Source organism: Acinetobacter haemolyticus (genome assembly GCF_003323815.1).
GTDB classification, from domain to species: Bacteria; Pseudomonadota; Gammaproteobacteria; order Pseudomonadales; family Moraxellaceae; genus Acinetobacter; species Acinetobacter haemolyticus.
In genome coordinates this window covers 1,535,273-1,560,338 of record NZ_CP030880.1, presented here as the reverse complement: position 1 = coordinate 1,560,338, position 25,066 = coordinate 1,535,273, and the positions used below count along the sequence as shown (strand labels likewise).

General features: G+C 38.8%; 24 protein-coding genes. 13 read left to right on the top strand and 11 right to left on the bottom strand.

Going from position 1 to position 25,066, the window contains the following annotated elements; genetic code table 11:
• Positions 1–47: 47 nt before the first annotated feature.
• Positions 48–857: a YbgF trimerization domain-containing protein gene (locus tag DS737_RS07085; protein WP_113997185.1), complete on the top strand. Its 810-nt coding sequence runs from the start codon at positions 48–50 to the stop codon at positions 855–857.
• Positions 858–928: 71 nt separating this feature from the next.
• On the opposite strand, the gene DS737_RS07080 is transcribed toward DS737_RS07085, so the two are convergent.
• The 3 genes from DS737_RS07080 to DS737_RS07070 all read right to left on the bottom strand — a co-directional run bounded on the left by DS737_RS07080 (position 929) and on the right by DS737_RS07070 (position 3,837).
• On the bottom strand, positions 929–2,800 hold the full coding sequence (locus tag DS737_RS07080; protein WP_113997184.1) for a SurA N-terminal domain-containing protein: 1,872 nt from the start codon (positions 2,798–2,800) through the stop codon (positions 929–931).
• 139 nt (positions 2,801–2,939) lie between these two features.
• The gene (locus DS737_RS07075; protein WP_004639426.1) at positions 2,940–3,212 is read right to left on the bottom strand and encodes an HU family DNA-binding protein; all 273 of its coding nucleotides are present in this window, start codon (positions 3,210–3,212) and stop codon (positions 2,940–2,942) included.
• A gap of 169 nt (positions 3,213–3,381) precedes the next feature.
• A complete protein-coding gene (locus tag DS737_RS07070; protein ID WP_004639427.1) occupies positions 3,382–3,837 on the bottom strand; it encodes a phasin family protein in 456 nt (151 codons plus the stop codon).
• Positions 3,838–4,050: 213 nt separating this feature from the next.
• Between DS737_RS07070 and DS737_RS07065 the strand changes: the two genes are divergently transcribed.
• The 8 genes from DS737_RS07065 to fdx all read left to right on the top strand — a co-directional run bounded on the left by DS737_RS07065 (position 4,051) and on the right by fdx (position 10,238).
• The gene (locus DS737_RS07065) at positions 4,051–4,698 is read left to right on the top strand and encodes a hypothetical protein (RefSeq protein WP_005090089.1); all 648 of its coding nucleotides are present in this window, start codon (positions 4,051–4,053) and stop codon (positions 4,696–4,698) included.
• Between the two features lie 108 nt (positions 4,699–4,806).
• Positions 4,807–5,280 carry an Rrf2 family transcriptional regulator gene (locus DS737_RS07060; protein ID WP_004639430.1) on the top strand — a complete coding sequence of 158 codons (474 nt, stop codon included), beginning with the start codon at positions 4,807–4,809 and terminating at the stop codon, positions 5,278–5,280.
• 1 nt (position 5,281) lies between these two features.
• On the top strand, positions 5,282–6,499 hold the full coding sequence (locus DS737_RS07055) for an IscS subfamily cysteine desulfurase (protein WP_005090087.1): 1,218 nt from the start codon (positions 5,282–5,284) through the stop codon (positions 6,497–6,499).
• Positions 6,500–6,578: 79 nt separating this feature from the next.
• Positions 6,579–6,965: a Fe-S cluster assembly scaffold IscU gene (gene iscU, locus DS737_RS07050; RefSeq protein WP_004639432.1), complete on the top strand. Its 387-nt coding sequence runs from the start codon at positions 6,579–6,581 to the stop codon at positions 6,963–6,965.
• Between the two features lie 29 nt (positions 6,966–6,994).
• Complete coding sequence (gene iscA, locus DS737_RS07045) at positions 6,995–7,315, top strand: iron-sulfur cluster assembly protein IscA (RefSeq protein WP_005082695.1); 321 nt, start codon at positions 6,995–6,997, stop codon at positions 7,313–7,315.
• Positions 7,316–7,465: 150 nt separating this feature from the next.
• Positions 7,466–7,984 (top strand): Fe-S protein assembly co-chaperone HscB, encoded by a 519-nt coding sequence (gene hscB / locus DS737_RS07040; RefSeq protein WP_113997183.1) that lies wholly within the window; start codon positions 7,466–7,468, stop codon positions 7,982–7,984.
• A gap of 38 nt (positions 7,985–8,022) precedes the next feature.
• The gene (gene hscA, locus DS737_RS07035) at positions 8,023–9,882 is read left to right on the top strand and encodes a Fe-S protein assembly chaperone HscA (RefSeq protein WP_004639435.1); all 1,860 of its coding nucleotides are present in this window, start codon (positions 8,023–8,025) and stop codon (positions 9,880–9,882) included.
• A 17-nt stretch (positions 9,883–9,899) separates the two neighbouring features.
• On the top strand, positions 9,900–10,238 hold the full coding sequence (fdx, locus tag DS737_RS07030) for an ISC system 2Fe-2S type ferredoxin (protein ID WP_004639436.1): 339 nt from the start codon (positions 9,900–9,902) through the stop codon (positions 10,236–10,238).
• A 63-nt stretch (positions 10,239–10,301) separates the two neighbouring features.
• Here fdx and DS737_RS07025 read toward each other — a convergent pair whose 3' ends face one another.
• From DS737_RS07025 to aceI, 4 genes are all read right to left on the bottom strand, one after another.
• Complete coding sequence (locus tag DS737_RS07025) at positions 10,302–11,741, bottom strand: adenylate/guanylate cyclase domain-containing protein (RefSeq protein ID WP_005082689.1); 1,440 nt, start codon at positions 11,739–11,741, stop codon at positions 10,302–10,304.
• 49 nt (positions 11,742–11,790) lie between these two features.
• Positions 11,791–12,225 (bottom strand): HIT domain-containing protein, encoded by a 435-nt coding sequence (locus DS737_RS07020; protein ID WP_004639438.1) that lies wholly within the window; start codon positions 12,223–12,225, stop codon positions 11,791–11,793.
• A gap of 167 nt (positions 12,226–12,392) precedes the next feature.
• Positions 12,393–15,854, bottom strand: coding sequence for a transcription-repair coupling factor (mfd, locus tag DS737_RS07015; RefSeq protein WP_113997182.1), 3,462 nt, complete (start codon positions 15,852–15,854; stop codon positions 12,393–12,395).
• A gap of 340 nt (positions 15,855–16,194) precedes the next feature.
• A complete protein-coding gene (gene aceI / locus DS737_RS07010) occupies positions 16,195–16,623 on the bottom strand; it encodes a chlorhexidine efflux PACE transporter AceI (protein WP_113997181.1) in 429 nt (142 codons plus the stop codon).
• Positions 16,624–16,711: 88 nt separating this feature from the next.
• Here aceI and aceR point away from each other — a divergent pair, with 88 nt between their 5' ends.
• The 4 genes from aceR to DS737_RS06990 all read left to right on the top strand — a co-directional run bounded on the left by aceR (position 16,712) and on the right by DS737_RS06990 (position 20,773).
• A complete protein-coding gene (gene aceR / locus DS737_RS07005; protein ID WP_113997180.1) occupies positions 16,712–17,605 on the top strand; it encodes an HTH-type transcriptional regulator AceR in 894 nt (297 codons plus the stop codon).
• A 109-nt stretch (positions 17,606–17,714) separates the two neighbouring features.
• On the top strand, positions 17,715–18,704 hold the full coding sequence (tal, locus tag DS737_RS07000) for a transaldolase (RefSeq protein ID WP_113997179.1): 990 nt from the start codon (positions 17,715–17,717) through the stop codon (positions 18,702–18,704).
• 74 nt (positions 18,705–18,778) lie between these two features.
• Positions 18,779–19,426, top strand: coding sequence for a leucine efflux protein LeuE (gene leuE, locus DS737_RS06995; RefSeq protein WP_113997178.1), 648 nt, complete (start codon positions 18,779–18,781; stop codon positions 19,424–19,426).
• Positions 19,427–19,600: 174 nt separating this feature from the next.
• Positions 19,601–20,773, top strand: a complete 1,173-nt coding sequence (locus DS737_RS06990) for a benzoate/H(+) symporter BenE family transporter (protein ID WP_113997177.1) — start codon at positions 19,601–19,603, stop codon at positions 20,771–20,773.
• Positions 20,774–20,819: 46 nt separating this feature from the next.
• On the opposite strand, the gene DS737_RS06985 is transcribed toward DS737_RS06990, so the two are convergent.
• From DS737_RS06985 to DS737_RS06970, 4 genes are all read right to left on the bottom strand, one after another.
• Entirely contained in the window at positions 20,820–22,652 is a 1,833-nt protein-coding gene (locus tag DS737_RS06985) for a monovalent cation:proton antiporter-2 (CPA2) family protein (protein ID WP_113997176.1), read from the bottom strand.
• Positions 22,653–22,766: 114 nt separating this feature from the next.
• Positions 22,767–23,486, bottom strand: coding sequence for an MgtC/SapB family protein (locus DS737_RS06980; protein WP_113997972.1), 720 nt, complete (start codon positions 23,484–23,486; stop codon positions 22,767–22,769).
• 381 nt (positions 23,487–23,867) lie between these two features.
• The gene (locus DS737_RS06975; RefSeq protein ID WP_004639450.1) at positions 23,868–24,290 is read right to left on the bottom strand and encodes an RDD family protein; all 423 of its coding nucleotides are present in this window, start codon (positions 24,288–24,290) and stop codon (positions 23,868–23,870) included.
• Between the two features lie 76 nt (positions 24,291–24,366).
• The gene (locus tag DS737_RS06970) at positions 24,367–25,050 is read right to left on the bottom strand and encodes a dienelactone hydrolase family protein (protein WP_113997175.1); all 684 of its coding nucleotides are present in this window, start codon (positions 25,048–25,050) and stop codon (positions 24,367–24,369) included.
• Between the last annotated feature and the right edge of the window lie 16 nt (positions 25,051–25,066).

Below are 25,066 nucleotides of genomic sequence, written 5' to 3'. Positions count from 1 at the left end.
ACTGATTCGCTCGCAGCTTTAATTTTCAACTGAATGGATAGATTTTCATGCTAAAAAAGCATTCTGTACTCTTTGTTGCGTTACTCAGCAGTGCATATGTATATGCCAATATTCCAATTGAATCTCGTGCACTTAGCCAGCAGACTGCCAGCAGCAGTAATACCACAAATGTCGGCTCTAATTTAAACTGGGAACTCATCCAAAAAAATCAACGTCTTGAAGAAGAAGTACGTAAATTACGTGGTCAATTAGAAGAGCATGACAATGCGATTGAGCAATTAAAAAAAGAACTTGCCAACCGCTATACCGATTTAGATCAACGCTTAGAGCTACTGTCTCAGAAAATTGATCCACCAGAAGAAAATACTGAAGAGCCAATTGATGCTTCACAGCCACTTTCAAATAATACAGCTACACAAAGCACAGCTACGACAGCACAATCGCAGCCAAGCCCCGCTGCATCCAATATGAATGTGAACAACCAAATCGAGTTAGAGAAAGCTGCGTACACTGTCGCGTTAGATGCTTATAAACAAGGCGGTGCAAAACAAGCTATCCAACCGATGCAGAACTTTATCAAAAACCACCCAAATGGGATTTATATCGGTAATGCATACTTCTGGCTTGCAGAATTTTACCTCGCAGTAGAACCCGTAAATTACACAGCAGCAAAACAAAATTACACGACTGTTGTGAATCAATATCCAAACTCAGCTCGCGCATCTCGTGCCTTATATCAGCTCTACAGCATTGCAAAGGAAGTCGATAAAAATACAGCGCAAGCTAACCAATACAGAACCAAGCTACTAGCTCAATACCCTCAATCTGAAGAAGCAAAGTTTATTCAGAAAAAATAAAAACTCGGGTACAGGAGTCATAAAAAAGCCAGTTCATTGAACTGGCTTTTTTTATCGCGATCAAATCAAGCTTACTTGATATCGGCTTGAGATTTTAAATATGCCGTGTAGTCTTCTAGAACCTGCTGACCACGGAATTGTTGATACAACTGTTTTAATTCCAACAACTCTTTTTCTGGCAAGCTACTCGCCACACTACTATCCACATTTGAAACAGCAACGATAACGAGTTCATTTGGCAATTTCGCCGTTGTTGCAGACCACATCCCTTCCTTACTTGGCGCAGGAATGCTAAATGCAGCACGTTCAATCGCACGCTTTAAACCATGTGAGCGAGCAAAAGTACCTGCACTCTCAAAATTGACTTGTGACTTCGCAACAACTTGTGCAGCAGGCTGAGTTTTGAAATCAGCAAGGATAGATGCCATTTTTGCCTGAGCAGCTTTATAGGCTTTCTGTTCTACTACCTTTGCTTTAACTTCAGTAGTCACTTCAGATAATGGTTTAATTCCTGCTGAGTGATAATCACGAACTTTAATCCAGATTGAATCACCATTCGCCAATTGAATATTTGATGATGCGTTACGATCACCATTTTTCACATCATCACTAAATAGTTTCACTTTAACATTCAAATCACTCAAGATAGGATGTTGTGTTGCCAAAGTAATCGCTTTTGCAGATTCAACACGTGCAGCTTTGACTTCTTGTGCAACAACCTCTAGTGAATCACTCCCCACAACCATTTCGTTTAAGTTGTTGACCGTATCACTAAACAGATTTGCGGCTTTAGTTTTCTCAACTTCAGCAGTTAGACGTGCTTTTTCTGATTCAAATGACGGAATATTTACTGTTGGTACCTGCACTTCAATAATGTGATAACCATACTGCGTTTTTACAGGCTTAGAAACCTGACCATTTTTTAAAGTGTTTACAGCATTATCAAAATCAGCAGAGAAAGCTCCAGGCGCATAAGCACTTACCAAACCACCTTGATTTTTAGAACTCGGATCTTCCGAATATTGGCTTGCAGCTTGAGCAAATGTCATACCCGATTGAATTTTCGCGTAAACATCATTAATCAATTTCTGTGCTGCAGCATCATCACGCTCATCCGTCGTTACTAAGATATGCTTCACTTCACGCTTCACACTTTGCTGCTGTTTTTCTACAAACGCTGCATAAGCCTGTTGTAAGTCTGCATCAGTAACAGCTAAATTAGCTTGTTCTAATAATGCTGGGCTTAAAACCACATAATCCACATCAACACTTGCAACTTGCTTGAATTCATTTTTATGCTTGTTGTAGTAGTCAGTGATTTCTTGAGTTGATGCTGTAACACCCTTTTTATAATCATCTAGCTTGATGCTTGCCAAGTGCAATGTACGTTGCTCTGTTTGCAAATTCGCAAGTTGCTGTAAATCAGACTTACTTACCAATGCATTGTCCATCAGACTCGATGAGATCATTTTAAGAGCATGATCTTGACGCAAACTCGAAATGAGAGCCTGATTCGTTAAACCAACTGAGCGTAGATAGTTCTCATAAAGCTGTTGCGAGAATTGTCCATTTTGCTGAAAGCTTGGTTGCTGCGCCAACATCTGTTCAAGTTGCGCATCACTCAAAGAGATACCCAGTTTTTCAGCCTGCTGAGACAATAAGCTACGTGCCACAAGTGCATCCATCGCTCTTTCTTGAATCGCTGACAGATTCAACAATGACTCATCACCTTGAACCAAGGCCAAATATTGATCTTTATAATTCTTGATTGCACTTTCTAATTCTTTATTAGAAATATCTTGACCATTTACCGATTTGGCAACATCTGCTTTATTGCCACCGCTAAAATATCCTTCAATACCGACAAGAGCTAAAGGGGTCAAAAACAAAACTAACAGGACTTTGCCAAGCCAACCTTTAATGACCGTACGAAATGATTCCATAAATATTCCAATATTTAATTCCGGGGCAATTTTAACTTAAAAAACAAAGTGAATGAATGCCGAATGAAGATCAAATTAACTTTTTCATTGGATAAATAAAAAACGCACCCAAAATGGTGCGTTTATTGATTTAGAAAGATTACGCAACCGAATCTTTTAAACCCTTACCAGCTTTAAAGCTAGGTACTTTGCTTGCTTTGATTTGAAGCTCTTCACCAGTTTTAGGATTACGACCAGTACGTGCAGCACGTTCTTTTACGCTAAAAGTACCAAAACCAACTAAAGTAACCGTATCACCCTTTTTAAGTGCTTCAGTGATTGATGCAATTGTCGCATCGAGTGCTTTACCAGCATCCGACTTAGACACTCCCCCTTTTTCAGCAATCGCATCAATTAATTCTGATTTATTCATGATAAAAAATATCCTCTTAATATCGTTTGTTAAGATCCAAGGCTATAGTTTAAAAGGCCATGCAGCCTTTATAGCAATGCTTTAGGGGAGAACGCAATACTAGAAAGGCTTTTTTAATTAAAATAAATACCGAAATACGACATAAACGGACGAGTTACTTGCAATTTTTTTACTTTTTATTCAATTTAGCCTTCAATTGATCATTTTCTTCAATTAAAGCGTCCACCTTAATGTGAAGCTGTACTAACAGTTGTTCGATATGTTGAAGGTCTTTTGGTGTCACTAAACCAATACGATTCAGCGAGTGATTTACACCACTATCTAAAATCTTTTCAACCTTATCTTTGGTATCTGTTACCGACTCTTTTGCTTTCTCGGTTACCTTACCGACAGTGTTATCTGCAAAATCGACAGTTTTAGACTCAAGCTCCTCACCCACCTTGACTAAAGAGTCGAATAATTTGTTGCCCTCTTCTTCTGCACGCGAAAAAGCGCCTAAACCAGCTAGCCAGATCTGTTGTGTATACTTTTTAAAATCGAGTGCAGATTTCTTAGAACTCTTTGATTTTGACTTGGTTTTTGCTTCAGTATCTTCACTAGCATTGTCTATATTTGTATTATCCATGAACCATCACTCCTAAGCTCGTTACAAACAGCATGTCGTATTTAACCATAAAAATGTTTTTATAATATCAAAGTTAGGACTTGATCGTTTTAAAAAACTGTTCTACAAAGCAATATAGTCATGTAAATTATTTTTAACAATTGGGTAAGGATACTCAAGATTTACTAGACTTGATATTTTGTTATTTATTTTTTGGCAAGGAAAAAGAGATTTATGATTGATACGCAACAAAGACATAAACATCCGCATTTGTTGCTAAACATTGTCATCATTGTTTTAGAAACTTTTTTTTCCTTCATCTTGACGCATGATGCTGGGCTGCGTTTGCAAACGAAAAAGCTAATTGATGATAAAATTACTATTCGAATTAACAGCTATATTCCTTTCTTTGACTTTTACATTCAGTTCACGGAAAAAGGTTTACTGTTTGACATGAAAGCCTTGGATCGAAAAATTGACCTTGAAATCAATTGCACTCTGATCGATTTGATTAAAATTTTTGTTCTAAATAATCAAAAAAGTATTTCTAATCTTCGTATTTTAGGAGATTCGACTTTAGCCGAACAATTCACAGATCTCATTCCTCACTTTACCTTATCTAGTATCTTGGTGAACTGGAGACAATGGTTTAATGCATTTGATGATGATGCTGACACCATCGCATCCCAACATCGAATCGCTCCTCTTTTGGAAAAAATCGATCAACAACGCTCTGAAATCAACACGTTATTGGTTGAGGTAAAACAATACCAAAATCGCATTCATCGACTTCAAAAACGTCAACGTATGATCAATATTGCTTTTGTGACACTAAGCTTTATTTTAGTTGCCATTTTTGTATATAATATGTGGATACAATAATTCCAAAATATTTTACTTTTCACACGCATAATGGCAATTAAAAAACTTGACTATTTTAGTCGGAATTCATAAAATTTAGACATCTAGTCTATTCATGTGTATCGAATCATGCGCCTAACAACTCGCGGTCGTTACGCAGTGACTGCTCTACTTGATTTAGCTTTGCAGCCAACTGAACAAACGATCACGCTTGCGGAAATAGCAGCACGCCAATCCATCTCAGTCGCTTATTTAGAACAGTTATTCGCAAAACTTAAGCGTCACGGGTTAGTTTCAAGCGTTCGCGGTGCAAATGGTGGATATCACCTTGCACGCAATGCAAGTGAAATTACTGTGCTAGAAATCATTGAAGCCGTAAATGAAACTGTCGATGCAACGCGTTGTGACCATAAAGGTAACTGCCAAAATGGTGCAATGTGTTTAACGCATGACTTATGGCAAGACCTCTCCCACCATATTGCCGATTATCTTGCGAAAATCACTCTTGCTGACCTGATTGCGCGTGACAATGTTCAAACTGTTGCGTTACGTCAGAACTCACCAAGTTTAGATTCAGCCCTTCTATCGGTTACAGGTATTTGACATGAAACGTCCAATTTATCTAGATTACGCAGCAACCACTCCTGTACTGCCTGAAGTTGCAGAACGTATGATGGAATGTTTAACGTTCGAAGGGACTTTTGGTAACCCTGCGTCGCGCTCACATGCATATGGCTGGCAAGCTGAAGAAAAAGCCGAATATGCACGTGAACAAGTCGCAAATCTTATCAAAGCAGATCCTCGTGAGATCGTTTGGACTTCGGGTGCGACTGAATCGGATAACCTAGCATTAAAAGGTATTGCCCAATTCTACGGCTCTAAAGGCAAACACATCATTACAAGTAAAATCGAACACAAAGCAGTGTTAGATACTTGCCGTGAACTTGAAGAACAAGGCTTTGAGATTACTTATTTAGAGCCAGAACCACGTACTGGCTTAATTACCCCAGAAATGGTTCAAGCGGCTTTACGTCCAGATACTATCCTTGTATCACTGATGATGGTGAACAACGAAATTGGCACAGTAACAGATGTCGCTGCAATCGGTGAACTCACCCGCGCAAACAAAACCTTCTTCCATGTCGACGCTGCTCAAGCTGCTGGTAAAGTAGAAATTGATCTTTCTACGATGAAGGTTGATTTAATGAGTTTTTCTGGTCATAAGATTTATGGTCCGAAAGGAATTGGTGCATTATTTGTTCGTCGCAGCCCTCGTGTTCGCTTAAAAGCGCAAATGCATGGTGGCGGTCATGAACGTGGTATGCGTTCTGGTACTTTAGCGACTCATCAAATTGTTGGTATGGGTGAAGCGTTTGAGCTTGCTGGAAAAATGATGCAAGCAGAACAAGAACGTATTCGCAAATTACGTGACAAACTTTGGAATGGTTTACAAGACCTTGAACAAGTGTTCTTGAATGGCCACCCGACTCACAACGTTGCAAACTATCTTAATGTCAGCTTCAACTTTGTTGAAGGTGAATCATTGATGATGGCACTCAAAGATGTTGCTGTATCTAGTGGTTCAGCATGTACATCTGCAACTTTAGAGCCATCATACGTTTTACGTGCTTTAGGTTTGTCTGATGAGTTAGCGCACAGCTCGATCCGTTTTAGTTTTGGTAAATACACGACTGAAGCAGATATTGACCACGTGTTAACAATCACCAAAGCTGCTGTAGAGAAACTACGCGAACTTTCTCCGCTTTGGGATATGTATAAAGAAGGTATTGACCTTTCTACAGTTGAATGGGCTGAACACTAATTCATTGAATTCTTCATTGAAAATAGCGTTTAAACCCTCATATTAATATTAGGCTGACCCCGAGGTTTGGAGAAGCGACATGGCTTATAGTGAAAAAGTAATTGATCATTACGAAAACCCTCGTAATGTAGGCGTTTTGGATAAAAATGCAGAAAATGTAGGTACTGGCATGGTGGGTGCACCAGCTTGTGGCGACGTTATGCGTTTACAGATTCAAGTTGATGATAATGGTGTAATTGAAGAAGCTCGCTTCAAAACTTACGGCTGTGGTTCTGCAATTGCATCAAGCTCTCTTGTAACCGAATGGTTAAAAGGTAAGACGCTTGATGAAGCTCAAGCAATCAAGAATATTGATATTGCAACTGAGCTTGCGCTTCCACCAGTAAAAGTTCACTGTTCAGTATTGGCTGAAGATGCAATTAAGGCTGCGATTGAAGACTATCGTGGCAAAAAAGCGAAAGCTTAATTGATTACCGAAGATACATTGGAGTTTTCATGATCCATTTAACTGAAAATGCTGCGACTCACATCAGCAATTACCTGCAAAATCGTGGTAAGGGTGAAGGCATTCGTGTTGGTGTGAAAACTTCGGGTTGTTCTGGATTGGCTTACGTTCTTGAGTTTGTCGATGATGTCGACACACATGATGAAGTATTTGAGCAATTTGGTGTCAAAGTTTTTGTAGACCCAAAAAGCCTAGTTTATCTCGAAGGTTTAGAGATGGACTATGTAAAAAATGGTCTAAACGAAGGTTTTGAGTTTAACAACCCAAACCAAAAAGGTGAATGTGGTTGCGGTGAATCATTTACTGTTTAATCATTCAATTTTTATCTAAAGTCAAAAATCTCTCTGAATCCCCCTTTTACAGGGGGACTTCCACAAATGATATAGCATCATTTAATTTGTGAAGCCCTTCCTTTTTTTGTAAAGAAGGTTGAGAGGGATTTAAAACGGAATTCATCTCCCATGAATCATTTTGAGTTGTTCCAATTACCAGAAGCACTCGATATCGATTTAGCAGCTTTAAAAAAGCAATTTTTAAGTTTGCAACAGCAATATCATCCAGACAAAGCGATTGATAAAGATCAAGCTTTGATTATGTCTAGCGACATCAATCAAGCCTATAAAGTGCTTTCACAGGTTGATAGCCGCGCTGCATATTTGCTGAGTTTAAAAAAGCAGGATCATCACCTCGATCAGTCCATTAGTGATTTTGAGTTCTTACAATCAGCACTTGAAATGCGCGAACAACTCGATGAAGCCGCATCGCCCGATCAACTTCGGACATTAAAAATCGAAGTGCAGCAATGGATTGATAGCTTAATTCGAGAGTTTAAACTAGATTATGCCGATGAAGATTGGGCTGAAGCTCGCGATACCGTTCGTAAATTACGTTTTTTCCAACGTGTAATGAATGATATTGATAAAGCTGAAGATCGTATGCTAGATGAAGAAGAAAGCTTTGATCTAGATGATGATTTTTAATCCGCTGTTACTGATTATTTTCAAGGGATATCTCACGCATGGCACTTTTGCAAATTGCTGAACCTGGTCAATCAACCGCACCGCATCAACATCGTATTGCGATCGGTATCGACTTAGGGACAACCCACTCTTTAGTGGCGACAGTGCTATCGGGAAAACCGAAAGTTCTACAAGATGACAAAGACAGAGTTCTTTTACCGTCTATTGTTCACTATGCGAAAGACTCAACTACGTTTGGTTATGAAGCCAAACCATTTATGTTGACTGACCCCAAAAACACAGTTGTCTCTGTAAAGCGTTTTATGGGTCGTTCGCAAGCTGATATTAAGTTTCAGCACCCATACACACTTGTTGGTGCAGAAAATGAAATGCCTGCTTTTGAAACTATTGCTGGTCGAAAAACACCAGTTGAAGTTTCGGCTGAAATTTTAAAACAACTGAAAGACCGTGCAGAAGCGAGTCTAAATAATCCCATAAATGGTGCGGTGATTACTGTTCCTGCTTATTTTGATGAAGCTCAACGTCAAGCAACACGCGATGCTGCACAACTTGCAGGATTGAATGTTTTACGCCTACTCAATGAACCAACTGCCGCCGCAGTCGCTTATGGTCTTGATCAAGAAACCAATCTAAGTACCGATCGAAACTATGTGATTTATGATTTAGGTGGTGGCACATTTGACGTATCCATATTACGTTTTTCACAAGGTGTTTTTGAAGTTCTCGCAACAGGCGGACACACTGCCTTAGGTGGTGATGACCTTGATCGCTTAATCGTAAAATGGGCAAAAAAACAGCTCAACATCACGACACTAAGTGATGAAGAATATGCTGTTTTCGTGGTTGCTGCGCGTCAAGCCAAAGAATATTTAACAGATCACGAATCAACTGAATTAAAGTTATTAGATGATCGTCTAACTTTAGATCGCCAAACTTTTGAATCAATTATTCAAGTTGCGCTCGATAAAACTACAAGTGTATGTAAACGCGTATTACGTGATGCCAAACTTGAATTAGATGATATCGAACATGTTGTGTTGGTGGGTGGTTCTACTCGCTCTTACGCTGTACAAAATTCAGTACGTGAATTATTTAAACGCGAACCGTTATGTACCATCAATCCAGATGAAGTCGTTGCAATCGGTGCATCTATTACTGCCAATCAATTGATTGGTAATAGTCAAGATGGTTCATTATTACTAGACGTGACCCCTCTCTCTCTTGGATTAGAGACAATGGGTGGTTTAGTTGAGCGTTTAATTTCTCGCAATACAGCGATTCCTGTTGCCCGTCGACAAGAATTTACCACCTATCAAGATGGTCAAACTGCCATGTTGATTCATGTGGTACAAGGCGAGCGCGATTTGGTGGAACATTGTCGCTCTTTAGGGCGTTTTGTATTACATGGCATTCCTCCAATGACTGCTGGTCAAGCTCGTATCGAAGTTACCTTCCAAGTGGATGCTGATGGTTTACTCACCGTATCTGCAAAAGAAACGACTTCTGGTGTACAAGCGCAGATTGATATAAAACCCTCTTATGGTTTATCCGCAGCTGACACGGAGCGATTGTTAGTAGAGGGTTTCCAGCATGCTGAAGAAGACAAAAATCTTCGCCATTTGCAAGAAACCAAAGTTGAAGCTCAGCGTGAACTTGAAGCCTTAGAACAAGCCCTAAAGGTAGATAAAGATTTACTCTCCCAGCAGCAAGCGCGTGATTTAATTCTTGCTGCAGAAGCCTTGAAAGCTCGTCTGAAAACAGATGAACTCGAAGCGATTGAACACGCTGTTCAGCAACTTAAAACTCACAGCGATGCCTTTGCTGCACTTCGCATGAACCGACATATTGACCATGCCTTAAAAGGTACAAAACTTGAAGATTGGTCAAACTCAAACTAAAGGTATAGGTGATCAATATGCCACGTATTAAAGTTCTTCCTCATGCACAAATTTGCCCTGAAGGTGCAGAATTTGAAGTAGAACAAGATGCTAATTTGTGCCAAAGCTTACTTAAGCAAGGCATCAAAATTGAACATGCATGCGATATGTCGTGTGCTTGCACAACATGCCATGTAGTTGTTCGTAAAGGCTTTGATAGCTTAGAAGAAATGAATGACGTTGAGGCTGATTTACTTGACCGTGCATGGGGACTTGAGCCCGACTCTCGCCTATCATGTCAAGTTATAGTGGTTGACGAAGATCTAGAGATTGAGATTCCTAAATACACCATCAATCATGCTTCTGAAAATCACTAACTGACTTTCAAAAATAAAAAAACCTCATTAATACAATGAGGTTTTTTTATGGGTATTAACAAGTTAAGGTTTTATTTCATCATCCAAACTTAACCTTGGAACACCCTGCGCATTGGTGATCTTTTGTTGAGTCTTAATTCGATCAATCATCATTTCTAAGATTTCAACAAGTTCAGGATATTCATAATTCTGTACTTCTTCCAAATTTAATACCAGATGGAAGCCTTTGTAATCGTAATCAAACCATTTTTGTGTATCAGATTTCTTACCAGTGAATTTTTCCATCACTTGCCAAGTTTTAACAGGACCTTGAATCCCTTTTAAATAAATTGGCACTTTAGGTACACATAAAAATTCATTTTTAATCAGTTGATGTGTGTCATCAGCAATTAAGATTTCATCAACTTCAGCCGCTGACTGCAAACGTGCTGCTAAATTTACATCACGGCCAACAATGGTGTAAGCCATACGATGTGAAGCACCATAATTCCCAACGTGACAATAACCTGTACTAATCCCCATCCGAATATGCAGTGCTGGATAACCCATTTTCTTCCATCGCTCACGTAGCAATTTCATTTGCTGACGCATTGCAATCGCCATTTCCACACAAGATTTTGCATCTTGCTCAGTCCCTTGCGAGTTTGGATCACCAAAGAAGATTAAAATTGCATCTCCCATGAATTTATCAACAGTGGCTTCATACTGCTTCGCGATTTCAGTCATATGACTTAAATAGTCATTAAGTAAAAATGCCAAATCATCTGGAATCAGCGTCTCTGAAAGCTCAGTAAAGCCTTGAATATCAGAAAAGAAAATCGTTAGTTTTTTACGTTTATATTCAATTTTCGCCTCAGCTTCACCACGCATAATGGATTGCCACAATTGCAATGGTGCATACCGACTTAATTGATTCGCAAAAGCAATATAACGCGTCATTTGATTATGATAATGCTGACGCTGTTGACCGAGGATATTAAGACGACGATGCTGGTAATAGTTACCAATCACAATAAAAACCATTAACCCAAGTAAACTCACTACAGTCAACTCTGGATTAGTAGGTTCAAAATATTGCTCAGCACCAAAGATGAAGAAAGTACTGAAATAAAAGGTAATAACACCGATCAACCCAATTAAACAAGAAACCATTAAAGAGATTTTATTGTTTAATCCAACATACAATAAGGCAAATAGAATAACAAAAGTTGGAACTAGACTCAGATGTAAAGCGGCTAAAATAATTGCTACTATGATTGCTTCATTGGCAAAAAATACGTTCTTCTCAGTTTGTTTATCGTATTTGTATTGCAGCCATTTTTCCAAGCGCGGACAAAGCAAAAAATAAATCAATAATAAAGGGAGGATATAAAGTTGATAGTTAGCAGTCGATGAGGTAAATGTATAAATTACCAAAATAAGTGACAAGATCGAATATCCCATCAAACGATGAAAATATGCGAACTGTCTAGGTTCTTTATCAATCAACCTATCTAGCGGCACTCTATCCTCCTTTTTTATTATAGAATACTGTTATTCTTCTATTTTTGGATCAGTCCATGCGCCAATCAAACGGCATATCGCCTTGTCCACGTAATGCTAACATCAGCGTCTGACGCATATGTGCAAGTACATCGCTATTGTATGGTACTGCTGCTGTTCCCCAGACTGGTTTAGGCCATGCCACGTCATTTTGATAACGTACAACATGATGAAAATGCAATTGTGGTACAACATTTCCTAAAGCGGCAACATTCATTTTATCCGCACGGAATACGCGAGATAGTTGGCTCGATAACCAGCTAGATTCACGTAGAAATTGTTCTTGATCTGCTTGGCTAAGTTCATAAAGTTCTGTAACACCTGGTACGCGTGGTACAAGGATCAACCAAGGAAATTGCATATCATTCATTAAACGACATGTTGAAAGCGGGAAGTCGCCTACAAAAAATGTATCTTGAGCAAGTTGTGGATGCAAACTAAACATATCTTTATAAATGATGCAGAATAATGATGATCAATACTATCACATCAGTTCTGATGTGAGTATTCTTCATCAGTCGTTTGATTACAAATAACAATGATTTTCCTCACTTATTATCGGAGGAATCATTGATATTTTACCTTTACTTAAAATAAAGCATGTTTTTTAAGCTATACATTCAATTCATTGAGCAACTTATTCAACAAATCGACAATAAATTGGATGCGTTTATCATATTCTGCAAGTTGCACAGTCACTTTCAAACGCTGCCCGCCTTCCATCCGATAATAGGTCGGATTTTTCTGCATAAGCTGAATGATGCTGATCGCTTGCACTGGTGTATCTGGTGAAAATTCGATATAACCACCATTACTATTGATATCAATTTTGGTGATTCCTAACTGTTCTGCTCTTAAGCGAATCTGATGTACGCTAAACAGCTGTTTTACCGGTTGCGGTGGAATACCAAAACGATCAATCAACTCCATACGAATATTATCAAGTTTCTCTTGGCTATCGGTGTTACTGATACGCTTATAGAATAATAATCGCTGGTGTACATCTCCCAAATATTCATCAGGAATCAATGCAGGCATATGCAAATTGATTTCAGCAGTTAATGACAATGGCGCATCGAAATTAGGTGTTTTACCCTTTTGAATAGCTTTGGTCGCTTTCTCAAGCATTTCCATATACAAGCTATAACCAATTGCCTGCATCGAACCACTTTGTTGTTCACCCAATAATTCACCTGCTCCACGAATTTCTAAATCTTCGGTCGCCAACATAAAACCAGCACCTAAAGTCGAAGCACGTTGAATTGCATCTAGGCGTTTCTCTGCGTCACCTTTGAGATGCTTAATAGATGGGACAAGTAGGTAAGCATAAGCTTGATGATGTGAACGGCCTACACGACCACGTAATTGGTGTAATTGTGCAAGTCCCAACTTATCTGCGCGTTCGATGATAATCGTATTGGCATTTGGGACATCGATCCCTGTTTCAATAATCGTTGAGCACACCAATACATTGTAGTCTTTGTGATAGAACTGCTGCATCACTTGTTCAAGCTCACGTTCACGCATTTGTCCATGCGCAACTGCCACTCGCGCTTCAGGAACTAGATGACGGATATTTTCTGCCGCACGTTCAATTGTTTCGACTTCATTATGCAAGAAATAAACTTGACCTCCACGTAACAGCTCACGCAGTATAGCCTCTTTGATTGAATCATCTGTATGTTCTTGCACAAAGGTTTTCACCGCCAAACGGCGTGCAGGTGGTGTTGCGATAATCGATAAATCACGCATACCTGAGAAAGCCATATTCAAGGTACGTGGAATAGGCGTCGCAGTTAAGGTCAGCATATCAACATCCGCACGCAATGCCTTAATCCGCTCTTTGTCACGAACACCAAAACGGTGCTCCTCATCAACAATCATAAGTCCCAGATTATTGAATTGAATATTCTCTTGTAGAATTTTGTGCGTACCCACCACAATATCTACTTTGCCATCCGCCAAATCTTCTATAATTTTTAAGTGCGTTTTATTGCTACCAAAGCGTGAAAGTACCTCGATTCGTACTGCCGTATCCGCAAAGCGATCTTTAAATGACTCATAATGTTGCTGTGCAAGTAATGTGGTCGGCACTAATACCGCAACTTGCTTACCATTTTGTACTGCTACAAATGCTGCCCGCATCGCAACTTCTGTTTTTCCAAAACCAACATCTCCACAAACTAAGCGATCCATAGGTTTGGCAAGCTGCATATCATGCAATGTTGCTTCGATCGCATTTGCCTGATCCAAAGTTTCTTCATAAGCAAAACCACTAGCAAATTGCATATATGCAATATGATCAAGTTCAAAAGAAAATCCAGGTTTGGACTGACGACGCGCTTGGATATGTAATAATTCAGCAGCTACATCGTGGATCTGTTCTAAGGCTTTACGCTTGGCCTTACTCCACGCATCCGTTCCTAATTTGTGCAATGGTGCAAGATCAGGATCACCACCACTGTAACGACTAATTAAATGCAAGTTAGTGACGGGTACATAAACCTTAGCCGCATCAGCATAATCAAGTTGTAAAAACTCATGGTCTTGATCATCAATTTCTAAAGTGATTAATCCTGCATAGCGCCCTACGCCATGATCAATGTGAACCACAGGTGCACCAATGCTCAGTTCGGTTAAACTGCGAATCAAAAACTCTTCAGAAACTTCTTGCTGACGTTTACGGCGACGTTGTACCACCCGATGTTCATATAACTGATTTTCAGAAATGACAGATAACTGATCTGTTAGGAGCAAACCACGATCTAAAGGAGCACTTGTAATCGCAACTTTGAGTTTATCTTTTTGGAACTGAGCAAAACTTTCTACCGTTTGGATTTCACCTAGAACTGATCGCAAAGCATCTTTTAAAGTTTCTCGTCGACCTGCACTTTCAGCCACCAACAAAACAGGAAATTTACTTTGATCAATGTAGTCTTTGACCGCCTGAAATGGTTGTTCTTTTTTTGGATCAACTGCAAGTTTAGGTGGTTGCTCGGAAGCAAGATTTAACACCCCAGATTTTAAATCTAAAACATCAGGTGAAGCGATAATACGAGGTAATTGATTTAATGCTTGTAGTACATGATTAGGCATTAAAAATAAATCTTCGGGAGGTAGGATCGGTTGATCAATGTTGTGACGACGATCTTCATAACGACGTACAACTTCTTTCCAAAAGTTGATTAACTCATCTTCAATCTCATTATTTGTAATGACAATGCAATTTTTTGGTAAGTATGCTGTGAACATACTTTGTGCTTCCATCACCTTCTTATCGAAAAACAAAGGCAAATAGAATTCTAACCCTGGGGTCGCAATTCCTTCGAGGACATCTTGATAAATGGGATTTTTCTTTGGATTTGCTGTTGGAAAACTCTCAGCATAGCGGTCTCTAAAAGTTGAACGACCTTCTTTGAGTGGAAACTCTTTGGCAGGTAAAACAGTAAAGTTTTTCAAAGACTCCGTCGTACGTTGTGTTTCTGGATCAAAGAATTTTAGGCTTTCAATTTCATCATCGAATAAATCTATACGAATCGGTTGTTCCTGTCCCGAAGCAAAAATATCCATGATGCTACCGCGAACAGCAAACTCACCATGATCGTAAACGGTATCAACCAAACGGTACCCTGCTTGTACGAGCTGTTTTTTCTGTGTTTCTAAATCAAGCTTTTGTCCAACTTTAATATCAAAGTGCTCACCAACCACCCATGAATATGGTGCAACACGTTGCGCTAAAGTACTTGCGGAAATCAACAAAATACCTTTCTGCGGCATATTGGACAAAATAGCCAAGCGCTCTGAGACAATATCCTGATGTGGAGACAAACGGTCATAAGGCAAGATTTCCCAATCGGGAAAAATTGTAGGTTTAATACCATAAAACTCAAGCTCACTTTCCAGTTGAGCTAAATGCTGATTATTCCTTGCCACAATGACGTATAGATTTGAACTTTGGGTCGCAATTTCTTTAAATAATAGTGCTGCCGACGATCCCAGTAATGAGCCAATCCAACGCTTTTCGCCTGCTTTGAGTTGTTGTAGATTTAATTGAGAAATTTCTTGCTGAAACATAGAGAAAGTCGTGCAATTTATAATGACAAGTGACTTATTTTAGCATGATGTTTTTTATGTTGATATGAATCCTAAAATAAGACTAACGGGATTTTTCTCAAGTGAATGGTCTATCAACCGAAATAGTAGTCGAGTTAAATTTGTTATAACACAAAGCATTGTAAATTGAATCTAATCTTACAGTTATATGGTTTCTTAAAAAGCAGAGATATTATTTAAACGATATAATTATTTTATTTTCTAATAACATTATCAGGTGCAATATAAATTTCTGCCTCATCACCTTGAACAGTAGCACCCTTCATCAAGTGATAAAGAGTGCTATCTAACGATCTCATTATTATGATGCAAATTTTGCATTTGGGAAGAAACGATTTTCTACAGTGTCATAACACCATTGGAAGATAAAGGTATAGACCAAAATACATAAGGTTAAACCGATATCCAAAATAAACGCTTCAACGATCGTCATATTCATCATATAAGCAATCATTGGAACTGTCGCGATTAACAAACCACCTTCAAATCCAACTGCATGCAAAATACGTACTGGTACAGTTCTTTCCCAATTGTATTTAAGCTCAATTTTCTCAAAATAATTATTAAAAATCATGTTCCAAATCACTGAAACAACTGCCATAAACACACCTAATGTTCCTGTTACTTCCATCGGCATGTCAAAAATAAAACTTAACGCAATTGCGATGATGACCAATAAAATCACTTCATAGACAATCGCATGAATGAGTCTTCTTTTGGAAATCAACATTTCTATAACACTCTCTTGTTTGGATATTTGCCATTTTATTTTTATAATTTTGATTAATCCAATCAGGTTCTTTCAGTTTTTTTGACAAATGAACATTAATCAAGAACAACTCATCATGTTTCAAACCGTCATGGAAACAGGCTCATTTTCTGCGGCTGCACGCAAGTTGGGCAAAGTCCCTTCTGCGGTAAGCATGTCGATTGCTAACCTAGAAATTGATTTAAATCTCAACTTATTTGAGCGAGTGGGACGTGAACCAACTCCTACGTCTGAAGCAATGGTGTTATATGAAAAAACACAACAGTTGCTGATTGAAATGAATCAATGGAAACAACATGCGCATGCGCTCAGCACAGGTTTAGAGTCCACATTAAACATTGTGGTTGTATCCGAACTATTGCATACCAATTGGACAGACTACATTACCCTACTTGAGCAAAATTTTCCGAGTCTCGCGATTAATATCGTATCTGCTCCGCAAGAAGATGCTTTACACATGTTGCTGGATCAGTCAGCGCAATTGGCTTTGATGTTTGAACGTGAACAATTAGACAGTCGTGAGCAGTTTGTTGAACTTAAAAGAGAAGCGTTAGTACCTGTTATCTCGAATATTCATCCACTGGCTCAACTTGAACAAGTATCTTTTGAGCAAATGGTTCAAACCCGTCAAATCGTAGTTGCGAGCAGAGATAACAGGATTAAACCTGAATTACTTTTTGCTAAAGATTACTGGCGTACCGACAACCATCATTCAGCGTGCATGATGATTGTTCGAAATTTGGGCTGGGGTGTTCTCCCCTTAGAAATGTTTAATGAAAACCCTGAGTTAAAGAAAAAATTAAAAATTTTGAAGCTTTATGATTTCACACCAAAATTTGAATATTTTGTAGACCTCGTCTGGAGTCGAGAAAGTGAACTTGGTGCAGCTGCAAGGTTTCTGATTGAGTACATCCGAGATCAACGTCAGAAAAATGAACCTTAAAAAGCATGCAACAATAAGACATGTCATCACAAGTGACGCTTTGCTTTCTTGAATTGTGTGTTATAAATGAGAATACCACTATATTTGTTTAAGTAAGAACGTTATATCAATGACTCAAACCGCATTAAACCAATTAAAGAATTTTACAACTGTTGTAGCTGATAGCAGTGACCTTGAAGCAATTAAAAAATTTCGTCCGCTTGATGCAACAACAAATCCTTCATTAATCACAGCAGCAGCTGAACAACCAGAAAGTAAAGAACTCATCGAAGATGCTTATTTACAAGCAAAAAAAGAAGGTTATGAAGCTGATGAACTGATCGAACGTACGATTGATATTTTAACTGTCAAGTTTGGTGTTGAGATTTTAAAGTTAATTGACGGTCGTGTTTCTACAGAGGTTGATGCTTTACTTTCTTATGACACAGAGGCAACAATTACTAAAGCTAGAGAGCTTTCAAAGCTATACCAAAGCTATGGCATCGAACAGTCACGCATCCTAATCAAGATTGCTTCTACATGGGAAGGTATTCAAGCTGCTAAAGTTTTAGAAGCTGAAGGGATTCCATGTAATCTGACTTTATTGTTTGGTTTACATCAAGCACAAGCTTGTGCAGATGCAAACGTTACGCTTATCTCTCCATTTGTTGGACGTATTTTAGATTGGTACAAAAAAGCAGAAGGCGTCGATGCTTATCCAATCGAAAAAGATCCAGGCGTACTCTCTGTTAAGAAAATTTATAATTATTACAAGCAACAAGGTATCCCAACACAAGTCATGGGAGCAAGCTTCCGTAGCACGGCACAAGTACTGGGCTTAGCTGGTTGTGATTTACTGACAATTGCACCAAATTTACTGGCACAATTAGAACAAGATCAACAACACGTTAATGCTCAACTGACTGTAGAAGCAGCACAACAAGCTGAAAAAATTGAGCGCTCTGAACAAACTAAAGAAAGCTTCAAGGCTGAACTTGAACAAGACTTAATGGCATTCCAACTGTTGCAAGGTGGAATTGATGGCTTTATCAAAGCTCGAAATCAATTAAGTTTGTTACTTCGTCAATCTTTTGGTGTTGATGCTGAAATCAGTCCATAATTAGCTGATTTTTCACCTATTAAAAACCGATTTTTGCTATATTAGTGAGGGTCGGTTTTTTTATTGAGTTCATCGTGTTTGGTATCACAGATTTAACTACTTATATTATCGGTACGATCTTAATCATTTTATTACCCGGCCCTAACTCCATCTATGTCATGTCTGTGGCCTCACGCTATGGTATACGTACTGGTTATGCTGCCGCTTGTGGTGTATTTACTGGCGATTTTATCTTAATCGTTTGTACTGTATTAGGCGCGGCATCGCTATTAAAAGCCTTTCCCATTTTGTTTGTAATTCTTAAATTAACTGGGGCCTGCTATCTTGCTTACTTAGGTTTTCAACTACTCCAAAGTGGCTATCAAACATGGAAAAAGCCACCTCATCATACAGAGTTGGCCGATTTACCTCGATTAGATAAAGTTCACCCTTATCGGACAGCACTTGGCATTAGTTTGTTGAATCCAAAAGCAATTTTATTTTTCTTATCATTCTTTGTGCAATTTGTTGAGCCAAGTTATCCCTACCCAATGATCAGTTTCTTGGTATTGGCATTGGTTCTACAAATCATCAGTTTTAGTTATCTAACCGCACTTATTTTTTCGGGCGTGAAATTAGCTGGCTTCTTTAGACATAACTATAAACTGGCTGCAAGTGGCGTATTCTTAGTCGGCATTTTATTTTTTGGATTTGGTTTAAGACTTGCAACTTCGACGATTTAATTAGACCTAGACGTATTTTTTATTTTTAAGGTGGACTGTGACCTTGGTTCATGTTCCATCTCCATCTTTTTGAATCAAATGATCAATTTATTCAATCATCTTTGAACTACGTTTTATGCTGTATAAACGGTATACTTTTCAATAAATTTTTTAATCAATAATAGATATATATAGATGCAACGCCTGATCCAAGATTTTTCGATTCCTGCTGTATTCGCTGGCTTTATCACATTTCTGATTGGTATTAGTGTTTCAGCAGTATTGGTGATTCAAGGGGCACAATCCCTCGGTGCAAATACTGCACAAATTAGTTCGTGGTTTTGGGCCTTAGGGTTAGCGATCGGACTTTCAGGTTTATTGTTATCTTGGAAATATAAATATCCTGTTGCTACAGCTTGGTCAACGCCCGGTATTGCCTTAATTATTGCATCTACTGGACATTATGATCTCTATGAAGCCATTGGTGCATTTGTCATCTGCGGAATTGCGATTGCGGTTGTTGGTTTTTCTGGTGTTTTTCAAAGATTATTGACTCATATACCAGCCAGCCTAACCTGTGCCATGCTTGCAGGGATTCTCTTAAAATTCGGTATACAAATCTTTAGTAGCTTAGAAACTCATCTAGGTTTTATCCTCAGCATGTTAGCGATTTACTTACTCTCAAAACGTTTATTTCCGCGCTATAGTATTGTGCTGACAGTCATTTTGGGTGCTGCGATTTGTCCACTATTTATTAGTTTTCAACTCGCACCGATCACTTGGTCATTGACACAGCCGGTGTGGATGCAGCCTTCATTTTCTTGGTCTGCGATCTTGGGCTTGGCTTTACCTTTATTTGTGATCAATATGACTTCGCAAAACCTACCCGGTATCGCGATGATTAAAAGCTATGGTTATCATCCTCACGTCAATCAACTTGTAGGCTGGACAGGTATCGCACATACTTTTTTTGCGCCATTTGGCTGTTTCTCAGTAAATTTGGCAGCGATCAGTGCCGCAGTAAGCTTGGATGACCAAGTGCATCCTGACCCAAGTAAGCGTTATATCGCAGGCATTAGTTGTGGTTTATTTTATATTTTGATGGGGCTGTTTGCGGCAACATTAGTTAGTTTACTGATGTCATTCCCACAAATTTTCATCGTTGCGCTTGCAGGCATCGCTCTTTTTGCAACGATTAGCCATAACATTGCTGTTGCTTTTGCCAATGTAGAAGAACGCGAAGCAGCATTACTTACGTTCTTATGTAGCGCGTCTGGTGTGCAATTTTTAGGGGTTGGTTCTGCATTTTGGGGGTTAATCCTTGGAATCGTTGTTTTAATTATCTTCAAATTTAAAAATAAGCCTTAAGTCAAAACTTAAGGCTTATCCATCACAAGACAATAAACTTTGGGCGTTATTTATTGTCTAAATTTTTATGTGCTTCATCGTCATTTAAAATCCGCCCTGCTTGTTGTGGTTGAATCAACGGAGCTGTTGGACGTGGCTGGTTATGTGAATATTGGAATCCCACACCAGCATAAACATCATCAGCTGCTATTTCTGTCTCAAAGCGTTCCTCATCTCGTTCACGAATTTCATGAGCAATGCGTCTTACTTCCTCTTGGTCAACACCAAGCTCCTTTAAGATCACGCCACCAAATTTAATTGCAGATTCAAAAGTTTCACGAATCATATAATCAACTTTGTGCTTCACTAAATAGAGTGAATGTTCTCTGTCATAAGAGCGTACAAGTAACTTTGCTAACGGAAACTCATGTCCTACCAGTTCGACGATCTTATTGGTTGTTTCCTTACTATCAACACAAACTACGATCGCTTGTGCTGTTGCAGCACCTGATGCATGCAAAATATCTAAACGCGCACCATCACCATAATAGATTTTAAAACCAAATCTTTCTGCATTTTGAATCATATCGATATCATTATCGATGATCGTTACATCTACACCGCGAGCCAATAACAACTGACTGGTTACTTGCCCAAAACGCCCGAAACCGATCATTAAAACACTGCCACTTAAACCGTCAGCGACACTCACATTATCTAACGAGATTGCATCTTTAGTCTCAGTAAATCGTTTAAATAAAATCCCAATAATCGGCGTCAAGACCATAGAAAGGACAACAATCGCAGTCAAATTTGATCTAGTCGTATTATCAATAACTTGTGCACTTACAGCAGCAGCAAACAACACAAAAGCAAACTCACCACCTTGTGCCATGAGTAAAGCTCGATCTAGAGCTTCTGTATGCGGACTCTTGGTAATACGTGCCACGATGTAAATCATCAATGCTTTTACAAACATTAAAGCCAAAACACCGCACAAAATGAGTTGCCAATTTTGAGCGACAACAGACAAATCTAATGACATCCCTACACCAAGGAAGAATAGCCCTAATAATATCCCTCGAAAAGGCTCAATATCTGCTTCGATTTGATGTCTAAAAGTGGATTCCGATAACAACACACCCGCAAGAAAAGCTCCCATTGCCATAGACAACCCACTCACTTGCATGATTAATGCAGCACCTAATACCACTAAAAGTGCTGCGGCTGTCATCACTTCTCTCGCTTTTGCAGCGGCTAAAAGTCTAAACAATGGATTTAACAGCCAATAGCCAGCAGCAATTAAACCAGCTATTGCGAGCAAACCAATACCGATCATTTCTAATCGTGCAGAAGTACTTTCCACCACATGGTTTGGTGCCATAAAAGCAACAAGTGCCAGTAATGGTACAATTAATAAATCTTCAAATAATAGAATAGAGACAACCTTTTGGCCTCGTGGTTGCGCAATGTCTCCACGATCACCGAGTAACTGCATAACAATCGCTGTTGAGGTCAAAACAAAACCTGTTGCAGCGATAAACGCTACTTGCCATGTGAAACCAAAAAGGATTCCAACGCCTGTCAATGCACATGAACTGACCAGAATTTGTAAACTGCCTAGACCAAATATTTCTCGCCTTAGACTCCATAAATGTGAAGGTTGCATTTCTAAACCAATCACAAACAGGTACATCACGATACCCAACTCTGCTATATGTAGGATTGAAGCTGAATCATTAAAAAAAGCAAAACCAAATGGACCTATGATAAGCCCTGCAATTAAATATCCTAGGACTGAACCCAGCCCTATTCTTTTAAAAATAGGAACTGCAATAACAGCAGCTGCCAATAAAACAACGGGTGCAATTAAACTAATTGAGTGAGCGTCTGAACTCATACTATTCTCATTGTTATCAATGTGTTTCTATTTTATTTGAAACAATAGAAGACTTATACATCATTTATGAGACAATGCTTCTTATTGTATTGATTACAAACGCCCTCACTCGATTTAATTTATCGCATTCTTATCCCAAAAAGCTTGGCGAATTTGTGGCATAGAATTCAGATGGTTAATGATGTGTTGTGCTTCTTCTGCTTCAATCGAAGTTGCAATCAACGTCACTTCGATTTCGACTTCCTTTTCACCAAATGGTGTCACCTGAATATCTTTGGCAGGATAATTATGGTGCTTAAGAGTCAAATTCAACTCATCCATCACCGCTTTACTTTGACTACGATCACAAATGATGTAAATCACATGTAGCACCTCAGTATCGTCATCTAACGGTCTGCGATCAATCACATGAACAATTGGTCGTAATAACGTATTGGCAGCCAAAATAAACATAGTGGCTAAAATGGCTTCAATAATCAGATCTGATCCAGCAGATGCCCCAACTGCGGCAGAACACCACAAAGTTGCTGCTGTATTTAAGCCGTGGATATTGCCTTCTTGGCGCATAATTACACCTGCACCCAAAAATCCGATCCCTGAAACAACATAGGCAATTACACGTACTGCACCATCAGCTCCCGTAAGATTGATAGCAATATCTACAAAAATTGCGGCCCCAACCGCTACTAGTACATTGGTTCTTAATCCTGCCGTACGTTGACGATATTGTCTTTCAAAACCAATCAAAGCACCTAAAATAAAAGCGACACTAAGACTAATTAAAGTGTCTACGATATTTGATAAATCAATATTTTGGAGAAATTTAAACTGCATCATCGACTTGCTCAACTTTTAATTTCGTTATCGTGATCAGCAAAATGCTAAAAATTAGGCACATAAAAATGATCACTTTTAGGACAACAGACCTAAAAATGTCTTCGTGCAAAATCATTTTGCTGAAAGCTAAGTTTTTGATGGATTTATAAAAAATGATATCAGAGCTATCTCATTGCAAGATAGCGAATATTAATGGCGATCTTGCTCAGTTTCCGCTTTGATTTAATTGTTTCTTAAATCCAAACCTCGAACAACTGTCCATTTAATATTCCTTAACACATAAACTCGCCGACATTGTAGGGCATGTTATGTGATAAACAAGCCCTAATGTTATGAATTTTTTATGACAATCACATGTCTGTCATAAGATCTTTTGATTTATAGTTCACGAACCACGACGGTTTTCGCCATTTTGTCATGCCAGCCCTGTTTCTTTCGATCAAAAGCAATCCAGATCAAACCAATAAACAACACCAGTGTTGCAGGAATATAACCGATATAGCGAATAATACCTTGTCCTACTGAAACATGATTGCCAGTTTGTTCATCAAGAACTTTTAAACGTAGTAAGCGCTTACCTGGTGTACCTGCAAATTTGACCCAACAGAATATATAAAATACTGCTGACAAAATCTGCCCAATCCAATCCGTCCATGACCAACTCGTTCTGGTCAAATTATCCGTTACACTTGGAGACAACAACATCATTAATGGAATTAAAATTGCTAAAATAATAATTGTGTCAAGAATTGCTGCGCCTACACGTATCCAGAATCCAGCATATTCGTATTTATCTGACATATTCCCCTCTCTTTTTTGTTTATACAAAGTCAATGTTTAGAGATATTGTTTTCAGCAACAACTATAACATTTATCTTTAAATTTTTTTTAATTCGCGGTCAAAGAAATCGACTGTACGTTGCCAAACCAATGTTGACTCTGGTCGATCACGACTTACCGTACGAAAGCCATGTGGCATCGGATACGTATAAGCTTCAACACGATCACCTAATTGTTGAATCAGTTTATTCCTTTTTCTGGCAGGACAGAATGGATCAAATTGCTCAGACCAATGTCCTTGCAAAATCCTAATTTCATCCAAAGACTCTGTTTTAGGAACACCTGCACCTTCGATGCCGAAAGAATGATGATAGACAACAGGTGCTAACATGTCTTCACGCTTTGCCATTTGAATGACATAGCCACCTGTTAAACATTGACCTAACATCCCCAAACGACCATTTGATCGCGGATCCACTTTTAACTCATCCAATAACACGTGGATTTCTTTGTTTACTTCACTATCAGCTGCATTGGTACGTCCTGCTTTTGCAACCATTGCACGAATGCAATATTTGACTGCTCCTCCGCTATATAAGTTCGGCACGTATACTAGATATCCCCGATCGGCTAAGTCTTGAGCATCCTCTCGATAAGCATCAATCACACCATATAATTCATGGAGTAACAAAATTGCAGGTACTTTATCAGTCGTTTCGGCTGGCGCATAAATCTCAACCTCGATCTGTCGAGTTGGTAATGTGATTGTTTTTATTTCCATTTTCTAATGTCTATAT